12 protein-coding genes are annotated in these 11,810 nt (G+C 75.4%); 7 read left to right on the top strand and 5 right to left on the bottom strand.

What is annotated here, in order from left to right; genetic code table 11:
• The first annotated feature begins 7 nt into the window (after positions 1–7).
• Entirely contained in the window at positions 8–625 is a 618-nt protein-coding gene (gene coaE, locus BGK67_RS10385) for a dephospho-CoA kinase (protein WP_069919805.1), read from the top strand.
• A 50-nt stretch (positions 626–675) separates the two neighbouring features.
• Entirely contained in the window at positions 676–1,071 is a 396-nt protein-coding gene (locus BGK67_RS10380) for a tetratricopeptide repeat protein (RefSeq protein ID WP_069919804.1), read from the top strand.
• Between the two features lie 10 nt (positions 1,072–1,081).
• Here the strand turns inward: BGK67_RS10380 and BGK67_RS10375 are convergent, their stop codons facing one another.
• Complete coding sequence (locus tag BGK67_RS10375; RefSeq protein ID WP_069919803.1) at positions 1,082–1,345, bottom strand: DUF6343 family protein; 264 nt, start codon at positions 1,343–1,345, stop codon at positions 1,082–1,084.
• A 49-nt stretch (positions 1,346–1,394) separates the two neighbouring features.
• Positions 1,395–2,012, bottom strand: coding sequence for a hypothetical protein (locus BGK67_RS10370; RefSeq protein WP_069919802.1), 618 nt, complete (start codon positions 2,010–2,012; stop codon positions 1,395–1,397).
• 188 nt (positions 2,013–2,200) lie between these two features.
• On the opposite strand from BGK67_RS10370, the gene BGK67_RS10365 reads away from it, so the two are divergent.
• From BGK67_RS10365 to BGK67_RS10355, 3 genes are all read left to right on the top strand, one after another.
• Positions 2,201–3,457 carry a helix-turn-helix domain-containing protein gene (locus tag BGK67_RS10365; protein ID WP_069919801.1) on the top strand — a complete coding sequence of 419 codons (1,257 nt, stop codon included), beginning with the start codon at positions 2,201–2,203 and terminating at the stop codon, positions 3,455–3,457.
• 130 nt (positions 3,458–3,587) lie between these two features.
• A complete protein-coding gene (locus tag BGK67_RS10360) occupies positions 3,588–6,413 on the top strand; it encodes a DEAD/DEAH box helicase (RefSeq protein WP_069919800.1) in 2,826 nt (941 codons plus the stop codon).
• Entirely contained in the window at positions 6,410–7,663 is a 1,254-nt protein-coding gene (locus BGK67_RS10355) for an SWIM zinc finger family protein (protein WP_069919799.1), read from the top strand. Before BGK67_RS10360 ends, BGK67_RS10355 begins: the two co-directional genes overlap by 4 nt.
• A 58-nt stretch (positions 7,664–7,721) precedes the next feature.
• Here BGK67_RS10355 and BGK67_RS10350 read toward each other — a convergent pair whose 3' ends face one another.
• Positions 7,722–8,261, bottom strand: coding sequence for a hypothetical protein (locus BGK67_RS10350; protein ID WP_069919798.1), 540 nt, complete (start codon positions 8,259–8,261; stop codon positions 7,722–7,724).
• A gap of 162 nt (positions 8,262–8,423) precedes the next feature.
• Here BGK67_RS10350 and BGK67_RS10345 point away from each other — a divergent pair, with 162 nt between their 5' ends.
• On the top strand, positions 8,424–9,083 hold the full coding sequence (locus tag BGK67_RS10345; protein ID WP_347878406.1) for a chaplin: 660 nt from the start codon (positions 8,424–8,426) through the stop codon (positions 9,081–9,083).
• Here the strand turns inward: BGK67_RS10345 and BGK67_RS10340 are convergent.
• Positions 9,073–9,747, bottom strand: coding sequence for a DUF2293 domain-containing protein (locus BGK67_RS10340; RefSeq protein ID WP_069919796.1), 675 nt, complete (start codon positions 9,745–9,747; stop codon positions 9,073–9,075). The two genes, BGK67_RS10345 and BGK67_RS10340, sit on opposite strands and share 11 nt — an antisense overlap.
• Positions 9,748–9,885: 138 nt before the next feature.
• Between BGK67_RS10340 and BGK67_RS10335 the strand changes: the two genes are divergently transcribed.
• Entirely contained in the window at positions 9,886–10,272 is a 387-nt protein-coding gene (locus tag BGK67_RS10335) for a cupin domain-containing protein (RefSeq protein WP_069919795.1), read from the top strand.
• 3 nt (positions 10,273–10,275) lie between these two features.
• Here the strand turns inward: BGK67_RS10335 and BGK67_RS10330 are convergent, their stop codons facing one another.
• Positions 10,276–11,721, bottom strand: coding sequence for a WGR domain-containing protein (locus BGK67_RS10330; protein WP_069919794.1), 1,446 nt, complete (start codon positions 11,719–11,721; stop codon positions 10,276–10,278).
• Positions 11,722–11,810: the final 89 nt, after the last annotated feature.

The raw sequence follows: 11,810 nt of genomic DNA, 5'->3' as shown, positions 1-11,810 counted from the left end.
GGGCACCATGCTGAAGGTGGGGTTGACGGGCGGAATCGGTGCCGGCAAGAGCGAGGTCTCGCGGCTGCTGGCGGGGTACGGGGCGGTCATCGTGGATGCCGACCGGATCGCGCGGGAGGTCGTCGAGCCCGGTACGCCGGGGCTCGCGGCCGTCGTCGCGGCCTTCGGGGAGACGGTGCTGACCCCGGAGGGGGCATTGGACCGGCCGAAGCTCGGCTCCATCGTGTTCGCCGACCCGGCGAAGCTCCAGACCCTCAACGCGATCGTGCACCCGCTGGTCGGGGCCCGCTCGGCCGAGCTGGAGGCCGCCGCCGGGGCCGACGCGATCGTCGTCCACGACGTACCGCTGCTCACGGAGAACGGCCTGGCGCCGCTGTACGACCTGGTGGTCGTGGTGGACGCGGCGCCGCGGACGCAGCTGGCGCGGCTGACCGGGCCGCGCGGGATGGCCGAGGAGGAGGCGCGGGCCAGGATGGCCGCGCAGGCCACCCGGGAGCAGCGGCTCGCGGTGGCCGACCTGGTGATCGACAACGACGGGCCGCTGGAGGCGCTGGAACCCCAGGTGCGCAAGGTGTGGGCGGAGCTCACCGCGCGCGCGGCGCAGCCGGTGCCGCCGGCGGAATAGCGGACGCGGGGCGGGGCGTTGAACGCGCCCGTAGAGGGAAGGAACCGATCGTGTCCGACACCACGCCGCAGTCCTCGTCTTCGTCCTCGTCGGCGAGCCCGGAGACGCACGTCATCGATTACCGGGCCGCGGAGCAGCTGCTCGCCGCACGCGACCCGCGGGGCGCGGTGAAGCTGCTCGACTCCGTCATAGCCGCCCACCCCGAGAACACCGCCGCCCGGCTGCTGCGCGCCCGGGCCTTCTTCGCCGCGGCGCAACTGCGACCGGCGCAGCTGGAGTTCGAGCTGGTACTGGAGCGGGAGCCGGACAACGCCTTCGCCCACTTCGCGCTGGCCCGCACCCACCAGCGCTCCGGCCGGCCCGAGCAGGCGCGCAAGCACTTCAGGCTGGCCGCCGCCCTGGACCCGCAGCCCGAGTACCTGGAAGCGGCCCGCTTCGAGCAGTAGCGGCGGCCGTTCACCGCTCGCTGCGCGGCGGCTCGTACGGCGGGATGTCCGGGCCGGGCTGGTAGTGCGGACCCTGGTGGATGCGGTGGACGACCACCGCCAGGTCGGCCGCCGCCAGCAGCGCGAGCGCCCCGCAGACCGCCGCCCATCCGGGACGGGCCGCCAGCGAGAACGCGGCCGTCCCGGCGGCGGCCCAGATCAGCCCCCACAGACTCAGCCAGAACCGCAGCCGCAGCGGACTGCGGGCGGTCGCCGGCTCATTACCGGAACGCATGGGCATCGCCTCATGTCCATGGTCCCACTCCGGGCGGCGCGCGGGCGGGTCACGGGTTGAGCTTGTTCACGGCCCTGGTCGTCGTCTTCTCGAACGCGGCGACGGGGGCGTGCGTGAGGTCGCCCATCTGGCCCCACTGCACGACGGTCACGGTGGAGCCGTCGCGTCCGATGCCGTAGAGGTGCACGCCCGGCTCGGACTCCGGGATCGAGGTGTGCACCCCGTAGACGTGCGCTCCCTCCTCGACGGGCAGCTTCCCGTGGTCCGCCCAGGAGGCGGTGCCGCCCGGGGTCGCCCGCAGCCAGTCGGCGGCGCAGGCGGCGACCTTGCGCTCCAGGGTGCCGGCCAGCTTCGCGGCGGCCGTGGCGGAGGCGGCCCGTACGGAGATCTGCAGGGCGCCGGTGTCGAACTCCGTACCGAAGGTCCGGTGCCAGCTGCCCTGCGCCGGGAGCACACCGTCCAGGCAGAACGGGGCGGACTCGGGGAGCCCCTGGGTGACCGGGCCGGCGTACCAGGGCGAGCCGGGGTGCGGCGGCAGGTCGGCGCCGTTGACGAACCCGGGCGCGGTGGCGGCCGTGGCAGTGGCAGTGGCCGATGCGGTCAGGGCGAGCGCGGCGCCTGCCGCGAGGGCTGCGAAGGCGGTACCGGTGGCGGTGCGTCGGAACATGGTCGGTTCTCCCCGTTTCCTTGGGTGTGGCGGTACGGCGGTGTGCTGCCGTGCGTGAACAGCCTGTCCCCGGTCCGGGGTGTCGGGCGGCGGATCGCGGCACATTCGGGACACTGGAACGGCCGTACGTGCTGTCACCTGGGGGAACACCCCCTGCATGGAACGGAGCCGCGGGACGGGGGAACGCCGTGGGCGAGGCGGGACGGTCGGGCGAGGCGGAGGCGTTCGCACGGCTGATGCGGGAACTGAAGGAACGCGCGGGGCTCAGTTACGGGGCGCTGGCGCGCAAACTGCACACGAGCACGTCGACCCTGCACCGCTACTGCAACGGGGAGGCCGTACCGACGGAGTTCGCGGCGGTGGACCGCTTCGCCCGGGCCTGCGGGGCGTCCCCGGGCGAGGCCGTGGACCTGCACCGCGCCTGGCTCCTGGCGGATGCCCGCAGGCGCGAGGCGGCCCGGGCACCGGGGCGGGGGTCCGGCCCGGGATCGGAACCCGGGCCGGGGCCGGGTGCGGGTACCGGGCCGGGGCCGGACCGCGGGTCGGTGCCCGTGCCCCTGTCCGTGCCGGTGCCCGAACCGGAGTCGGGCCGCGGGCGGCGGCCCTGGTATCGGCGGCGGGCGGTTGCCGTGCTGGCCGGCGGGGTGGCGGCGGGGGCGGTGGCCGTGGCGGTGCTGGCCGTGTCGCTTCCGTACCGCGGGGCCGCGCCGGGCGCGGGGGCCGGCCCGGGGGCCGCGGGCAGCAGTGCCCCGGGCCGGCCCGCCGGCCCGTCCTCGGCGCCCGCCCCGACCCCGACCCCGACCCCGACGCCCACCCCGACCGCGGCTCCGCTCACCGCGGCGGTGCGCTCCCACGTGTGGGCCTTCGCCTGCGACCACGCCTACCTGGCCGAGCCCGGCCCCGGCGCCGTGCCCCCGCCGCCCGTGGAGGCGGACGCGCCCGCCTGGGCCTCGGCGCAGCGCGCCGTGCACGCCGGGACGCAGATCGTGGAGATCACCCTGCACGGCACGGGCAGCGGCAGCGTGGTCCTGGAGGACCTGGGGGTACGCGTGGCCGCCCGGCGCACCCCGCCGGCCTGGAACGTCTACCAGATGTCCCAGGGGTGCGGCGGGGCGATCACCCCGGCGGCCTTCAAGGTGAACCTGGACGCGCCGCGCCCCGTGCTCCGGCCCGTGGCCGGCAACGACAGCGCGGGCGCCGCCCCGAGCGCCATCCCGGCCCCCGCGTTCCCGATGCGCGTCTCGGCGTCGGAGCCGGTCGTCCTGCGGGTGGAAGCCGCCACCACGGGCTGCGACTGCGACTGGTCGCTGGACCTGAGCTGGACCGGACCGTCCGGCTCCGGCACGCTGCGCGTCGACGACAACGGCCGACCGCTGCGCACCAGCGCCGCCACGGGCCGTCCCGTGTACGGCTACGCCATGGAACAGGGCCGCTGGGCCCGCTGACCGGCGGACCGAACGCCCAGGTCAGAGGCGTTGTCAGTGGCCGCACCTAGACTCGGTGGACAGGACATCCGTACCGACGGGGCAATCCGTACCGACGGGCATCCGTACCGACAGGGGAGGGGACCAGGCCATGACACCGCACGCACTGCTGCGCCACGCCGCCGTCTTCCTGCCCGCCGCGGTCCCCCGCGAGGGTCGCGTCGTGTTCTGGGCGCCCGACGGGGACGCCCTGCCCGGGGCGGGCGCCCTGCCGGAGGCGGCCGCCGAGACGACGCTCACCGTGGTCCGTCCGCACGGTGACGGGGTCCGCGGCCGAGCCGTGCCCGCCGTGGCCCTCTCCGTCACCGCCGCCCTGCCCCTGCTCGCCCGGGCGCCCCGCAGCCCCGCCGCACACCCGGCCACCCGCGCCTGGGGCACCGCCGCCACCCAGGCGCTCACCCTGGTCGCCCGCGGCCGGCTGCTGCCCGGGCTCACCCCCGAGGGCGTCGACGCCTGGCGGGCCGGGCCGCTCGACGCCGCCGATGTCGGCCACCTGCGCGCGGTCGCCGCCGCGCTGCCGCACGAGGGGTACGCCACGCCCCTCGCCGGGCGCCGCCCGCTGCACCTGCCCGAACCGGAGGCACTGGTCCGCGCCTTCCTCGACGCCGTCGCCGACAGCCTGCCCCGCACCCCGGCCGCCGCCGTGGCCGCCGGCCGGCCGTTCGCCGCCCGGGAGCCGCAGCACCTGCCCGGGATACGGGACTGGGCCGCGCAGGTCGCCGCCGGAGCGGACACCGGCGTCGGGATCTCGCTGCGCCTGGACCTGTCCTCCTTCCGCCTCTTCGACGAGCCCGAAGCCGAGGACGTGCGGCGCGCCGGGGCCGCCGTGGTCCAGGTGCACAGCCTCGCCGACCCGACCCTGGTCACCGACGCCGCACAGCTGTGGGCGGGTGCGGCCGCCGCCGGGTTCGGCCCGCGCGCGCGGATCGACGCGGTACTCGCGCTGCGCCGGGCCGCCCGGGTGTGGCCGCCGCTGCTGCGCCTGCTCGACCAGCCGGTGCCCGACGCGCTGGCCCTGTCGGATCCGGAGCTCGAAGACCTGCTGGGCACCGCCGCGAACCGGCTGGCGGCCGCCGGAGTCCTCGTCCACTGGCCGCGCGAGCTGGCCCGCACGCTGTCCGCGACCGCCGTCGTACGGTCCACCGCACCCGGTTCCGCCACCGACGGCACCACCTTCTTCGACGCCGACCACCTCTTCGCCTTCTCCTGGGAGCTGGCGCTGGGCGGGGACCGGCTCACCCCGGGGGAGATGGACGCCCTCGCGCAGGCCCACCGGCCGGTGGTGCGGCTGCGCGACCAGTGGGTGCGGGTGGATCCCGAGCTGGTGCGGAAAGCGCGCAAGCGGGAGCTCGGGATGCTGGACCCGGTGGACGCGCTGGCGACCGTGCTGTCGGGGACGGCCGAGGTCGACGGGGAGCCGGTCGAGGCGGTACCGGTGGGGGCGCTGGCCGCCCTGCGGGAGCGCCTGACGGGGGAGTTGGCCCCGCTGCCGCAGCCGGCCGCGCTCCAGGCCACCCTGCGCGACTACCAGGCCCGGGGCCTGGCCTGGCTGGACCTGATGACCTCCCTCGGCCTCGGCGGCTGCCTCGCCGACGACATGGGCCTGGGCAAGACCGTCACCCTGATCGCGCTGCACCTGCACCGCGACCGCCCCGAGCCGACGCTCGTCGTCTGTCCCGCGTCCCTGCTGGGCAACTGGCAGCGGGAGATCGAGAAGTTCGCCCCCGGCACGCCCGTGCGCCGCTTCCACGGCGGCAGCCGCCACCTGACCGACCTCGCCGGGGGCTTCGTCCTCACCACCTACGGGACGATGCGCGCCAGCGCCCCCCTGCTCGCCGGGCAGGGCTGGGGCATGGTCGTCGCCGATGAGGCCCAGCACGTCAAGAACCCGCATTCGGCGACCGCCAGGGCACTGCGCACCATCCCGGCGCCGGCCCGGGTGGCGCTGACGGGTACCCCGGTGGAGAACAACCTCTCCGAGCTGTGGGCGCTGCTCGACTGGACCACGCCGGGACTGCTGGGCCCGCTCACCGCCTTCCGGGCCCGCCACGCCCGTCCGGTGGAGCACCAGCAGGAGGAGGACGGCGGCAACGAGGCGGCCGTGGCCCGGCTCGCGGCGCTGGTCCGGCCGTTCCTGCTGCGCCGCAGGAAGTCCGACCCCGGCATCGCGCCCGAGCTGCCGCCGAAGACGGAGACCGACCACCCCGTCTCGCTGACCCGCGAGCAGGCCTCGCTGTACCAGGCCGCGGTGGACGAGGCGATGGCCGTGATCGGGTCGAGCGAGGGCATCGAGCGGCGCGGCATGATCATGAAACTGCTGGCCTCGCTCAAGCAGATCTGCAACCACCCGGCGCAGTACCTGAAGGAGGCGGAGCCCCGGATCCCGCACCGCTCGGGCAAACTGGCGCTGCTGGACGAGCTGTTGGACACGATCCTGGCCGAGGGCGGATCGGTGCTGGTCTTCACCCAGTACGTGACGATGGCCCGGCTCATCGAGCGGCACCTCGCGGCCCGGGGGATCTCCCACCAACTGCTCCACGGAGGGACGCCGGTGCCGCGCCGCGAGGAGCTCGTGGACCGTTTCCAGGCGGGCGAAGTCCCGGTGTTCCTGCTCTCGTTGAAGGCCGCGGGCACCGGCCTCAACCTCACCCGGGCGGGCCATGTCATCCACTTCGACCGCTGGTGGAACCCGGCCGTCGAGGAGCAGGCCACCGACCGCGCCTACCGGATCGGCCAGACCCAGCCCGTCCAGGTGCACCGGATCATCGCCGAGGGCACCGTGGAGGACCGGATCGCCGAGATGCTGGAGGCCAAGCGGGCCCTGGCCGATGCCGTCCTGGGCTCCGGCGAGGCGGCGCTGACCGAGCTGACCGACCGGCAACTGGCCGACCTCGTCTCCCTGCGGAGGCCCGCATGATCACCGCGCGGGACGACCGCCGCCGCACCTTCGAGACCGTGCCCGCGGGGGCGCAGGCCGTCAGCTGGTGGGGCCGGGCCTGGGTGTCGGCGCTGGAGCAGGTCGCCCGCGACCCGGCCCGGCTGGCGCGGGGCCGTGCGTACGCCGCCGAGGGCCACGTCGACGCGGTCACCATCACCCCGGGCCGGATCGTGGCGTACGTACGGGGCAGCCGGCCGCGCCCGTACCGCACGGAGCTGGCGCTGCCCTCCTTCGCGGACACGGAGTGGGAGGCACTGCTGGAGGCGGTCGCGGCCGATCCCGCGGCGCTCGCAGCCCTGTTGGAGCGGGAGGTTCCGCAGTCGCTCGCGGGGACGGTGCTGCCCGGCGCGGGCGAGCTCCTTCCGCGCTGCTCCTGCCCGGACACCGCCCGTCCGCCCTGCAAGCACGCGGCGGCCCTCTGCTACCGGGCGGCCCGGCTGCTCGACGAGGACCCCTTCGTCCTGCTGCTCCTGCGCGGCCGAGGCGAGCGGGAACTCCTCGACGAGCTGACCCGGCGCAACGCCGCCCACGCCGCCCGGGAACAGCCCGACGCCGCGCCCCACTTCCCCGGCGTCCCGGCGAGGGCGGCGCTGGCCCGTATCGGCCTGCCGCCGCTGCCGGCGCCGCTCGCCGCGCCCGCCGCCGCGGGCCTGCCGCCCGCCTACCCGGCCGACCCGGCGGCTCCGGACCCGCTCGCCCTGGACCAGCTCGCCTCCGACGCGGCGGCCCGCGCCCTCGCCATCCTGACCACGGCCGAGGACCCGATCGACGGGCTCGGCCTGTGGCAGGACGCCGTCCGGCTGGCCTCGGCGCACCCCACGGCCGGGCTCACCGGCGGCGCCCGTACCCTCTACCGCGAGCTGGCCCGCGAGACCGGCCGTACCACCACCGACCTCGCCCGGGCCGCCGCGGCCTGGCGGGAGGGCGGCCGCCCGGCCCTCGCCGCCCTCGAAGAGCCCTGGGACCCGCCGGCCGGTCCCTTCGACCGGGCCCGCCCGGCGCTCCTCGCCGCCGGCCAGGGCTCCTTCCGCCCCGACCGCAACCGCCTCACCTCGGGCACCCGCCAGCTCCGCCTCGGCCGCGACGGCCTCTGGTACGCCTACGAGTCCCGCCCGGACGACGCCGACTGGTGGCCCGCGGGCGGTCCCTCCCCGGACCCGGTCACGGCGCTGACGCGGCCCGGTCGGGGCCCGGGCCGCGTCAGCCCGGGGAGCCAGAACCCCCGGTGACCATGCCGCCGGACGCGGACGCGGACGCGGACGCGGGGGCGGCCGGTGGACGGCGGGATCAGGGCGTCACTTCGCGAGCCCAACGGCCGAGAGTGGTGAAGTCGCGGTCCCGGAGGCCGTGGCGGGGGTGGATGCGCAGGAGCAGGGCCGGGGACGGGTGGTGGGCGGCGACCCAGGCGCGGTCCAGCGGGTTGATCATGTCGTCGACCCAGGCGAAGGGACGGCCCGCCGCCCAGGCGACGAGGGGGCGGGTCTTCCACGACAGGCCGTCCGGGTCCTGGGCGAAGAGTTCCGGCCATTCGACGACGGGGAGATCGCCGGGAAGCCCGATGTGCGGGGCGATCATCGTATTGGCCTGGTGCGTCCAGGCGGTGGCCCAGGTGAGCTCGAAGGGCAGGGCCAGCAGCCGGCCGCCGTGGGAGGGGTGCAGGCGGACCCGTGCGCCGCGGCGGGCGCTGCGGGATTCCGGATCGCGGTAGGAGAGCCAGACGTCCGGCCGCATCCGGTGGCTCCGGTAGCCGCGCAGGCCCGCGAAGGGGGCCCGGAAGGGGTTGAGGGGGCCGTCCACGTCGAGGAGGAGCAGTGGGCGATGCGTCATGGAGTAGGCACTACCCAGTACACGATGGAGTGAAATGCCTACCCCCTCTATAACCCGAATGGGTTCAGAGCGTTGTTCCGGTGCGGGACGAACACCCGCGGACTCCTCCGGAAGGCAGGGAAACTGATGCGTCACAGTCGCCGAAATGGCTTGATCGCGGCGGTGGTTGCGGGAGGCGGGCTGGCGGTCGCGGGTGCGGGCGGATTCGCCCATGCCGACGCGGACGCCGGTGGCCGCACCGAGCGCTCGCCGGGGCTGCTCTCCGGGAACCTGGTCCAACTGCCGGTGAACGTACCGGTGAACGCGTGCGGGAACACCGTGAGCGTGGTCGGCCTGCTCAATCCGGCCGCGGGGAACCGATGTGTCAACGATGCGCAGCCCAGTCCCTCACACTCGTCGAAACAGGGCGCGGGCAATGGCGGCGGAGCCGCCGCCGATGGACGGGTAAAGGATTCCCCGGGGGTGCTGTCCGGCAACGGCCTCCAGCTCCCCGTCGACCTGCCGGTGAACCTCAGCGGCAACTCCGTCAACGTCGTCGGCATCGGCAACAGCTCCACCGGCAACACCTCGGTCAACGGCGAGGTGCCCACCCCCGGCAAGCCCCCCGTGCAGCCGCCCGTGCAGCCGCCCGTGCAGCCGCCCGTCCAGCCCCCCGTCCAACCGCCGGTCACTGAGCTGCCGGTGGCACAGCCCGCTCCGCCGCGGCACACCGAAGCCCTGGCCCACACCGGCGCGGACGCCGTCGGCTACCTGCTCCCCGGCGGCGGCGCGCTCCTCCTCGGCGGCGCACTCCTCTACCGCCGCTTCGGCCTCACGCGCTAGGACCGCGGGCGGGCGGTACGGGGCGCCAGCTGTCCAGGACGGCCTCGATCCGTGCCGCCAGCCGCGTCCGGGCCGCGAACCGCGGGACGCCCGCCATCAGCAGCGCGTCGTACTCGGTGTCGGCGTGCCGCACGGCCGCGCGCACCGCGTACGAGACGGCGCGTTCGTCCAGCGCACGGCCGGCGGCGCTGCGGCCCACCCGGCCGCTGCCGCGCACCGAGGCGTGCGTGGCGATGGCCACCGCCCGGTCGGCCGGGCAGCCGGGGAACAGGCGGACTATCTCGGCGGCGAAAGCCGCCGTGAACCGGGTGTCCTCGGCGGCGCGACGCAGCCGGTCGCGCTCCCGGCGCCTGGCCCGCGCCTCGGCGTCCGCGAGACACGCACGCTCGGCGTGGGCCAGAGCGGCCTCCTCGACGAGGATTCCCAGCCGCTCGTAGCGGCGGCGGCGCCGGTTGAAGCGGACGACGACGGCGGACAGCGCGCTCCCCTCCCGGGAGCGGCGGGTGAGCGCCGCATCCCCGCGCGGGAGGTAGACCAGGTGCCCGAGATCGGCGCAGTCCAGGCAGCGCGGCACGCCGGCCTCGCGCACGAGGTGGCGGAGCGGCCCCTGCCGGCACTCCGCGCAGTGGATCTGCTTACCGGACTCGAACACCACCAGGCTCATACAGGGGTGATACCGCCGCAGGGGCCTCATATCACCTGCTGGAGAAGGCCGGTTGATGTTTCACCAACTCTTCCTCGATGCCACGCCGTCCTTCTACCGTGGGCCCGTGGACGGCAGCCGGTCCACCGAGGAGGACACATGGGCGGGCAGCAGGCGACGGTTCGAACGGCAGGGGCGCGCAAACCCTCGGCCCCGGCCGGCCGCAAGATCGTCATACCGCCGGGCGGCTGCACCGGCTGGCACTACCACCGGGTGCGGCTGGACGCCGTGGTCCTCGCCGGGACCCTGACCCGGGTCCTGCACGACGGCACGATCGCGGTGCACCGCGCCGGGACCGCCTTCGTGGAGCCGGCGGGCATCCGGCACCTCCACCTGGGCCACAACCTCGGCAGCGAACCGGTCGTCCTGCACGTGACCCCGGCGCTCCCCCCGGGAACCCCCTTCTCCATACCCGCCCCGGCCCCGCACGGCGTCACACCGGCCGTGTGCCGGGAGCACGCCGGTGAACCCGTACCGCCCGGGTGAGCCTCACACCAGCCGGCGTATCTCCCCGCGCACCCGGTAGAAGCCTCCAGAGGACGCGTGCAGCCCGTCCACCACGTACCGGGCGCCGGGCTCCCGTATGCCGCGCGGGAACTGCACGTTCCAGGAGGGCTCGAAGCCTCCCGAGACCACCTGCACCCGCACCCGGCCGCCCTGCTGGACGCACTCCACGACCACACCGCCCGCCGGAGCCGACGCCACCGAGACGGTGGCGACCGCCGCCGCCGACGCGGCCGGGGTGAACACGGGCAGGGCGGCGGCCGACTTCACGTCCACCGGCGCCGGCACCGAGCCCTGCTGGGCCGCGGCTATCGCCTGCTCGCTCGCGTCCACACAGACCAGCGAGCCGTCCGTGGTCACCAGGAACAACCGCCCCTCGTGGTACTGCATCGACAGCGCGGACCCGCTGCCCGTGCCCAGCTTCCACAGCCGCCGCCCGTCGGCGTCGAAGCAGTACACCGAGGAGGCCAGGTCGCCGGCGAAGACGTGCCTGCCGTCCGGGGAGGTCGCGCACGAGTACACCGCCGCGTCGCACCGGTAGGTGGCCTCCACCGCGCCGGTCGCCTTCGACAGCCGCTGCACGGTGTTGCGCCCGGTGCCCGCGTAGACCGCGTGGTCCTCCTGCCAGCCGAACAGCACCGACCCGTTCGTGGCCGTGTGCCACAGCTGCCGCCCGCCGTCCGGGGCGTACGCGGTGACGCCCTGGCTGTGGCCGTGGTAGACCGCGTCCGCGTCCGCCCGGACCATCCAGGCGTTCGAGCCGTCCGAGCGCCGCGACCACTGGAACTCGTCCTCGTGGTCGATGACCGTCAGCCCGCCGCTCGCGTCGGACACGTTCAGCACGCCCTCGCGGATGTCCAGCCAGAAGATGTCCACGTCGGCCGCGATGTCGTACGCCCCGAACGGCACCTTCGACGACAGGTCGTACACCGTGCCGTCGTCACAGCCCGCGTAAATCCAGAACTCGTCCGCCACCAGGCACTTCACCCCGTCCGGCAGCGAGTACCGGGCCAGCACCTCCCCGCCGTGGCTGAGCGTGTAGACGTCACCCGCCTGGTTGCCGACCCAGCAGCGGTCCTCGTCCACGTGGATCCCGAAGGCCGAGGACCCCGTACGGAACCGCCACAGCACCGGAGCCGCGGCCCGCGCCGTCGACGGCGCCGACGTGACCTGGCGCCGCGTCACCGACCGCGCGGCACGCCCGCCGCGCACGGCCGGGGCGTACCCCTTGCGGACCTTCTCGCCGATCTTCTTCGCGGCCGCCGCCCGGGCCTTGTCCGCCGTCGGGAACGAGGAGCTCTGCACCTGGCCGTCCGCCCCGATGCGCCCGTACCGCACGGAGACGGCGGTGCCGTCCACCGTCACCTCGTAGAACTTGTGCGCAGCGCCGTCGTCCTGCGACAGCTCCAGATACGTCGTCTCCCGAGCCATGACAGACCCCTCCCCAAGGCCGGGCCACCGGGTTCCGTTCCGCCGGTGATCCCTCGTGAAAAAAGCTACGGCCCACCACTGACAATGGG

The sequence above is a fragment of the Streptomyces subrutilus genome, from assembly GCF_001746425.1.
Classification (GTDB): domain Bacteria; phylum Actinomycetota; class Actinomycetes; order Streptomycetales; family Streptomycetaceae; genus Streptomyces; species Streptomyces subrutilus_A.
The sequence above is the reverse complement of the archived record's forward strand: the minus strand, read 5'-3'. Positions and strand labels throughout refer to the sequence as shown.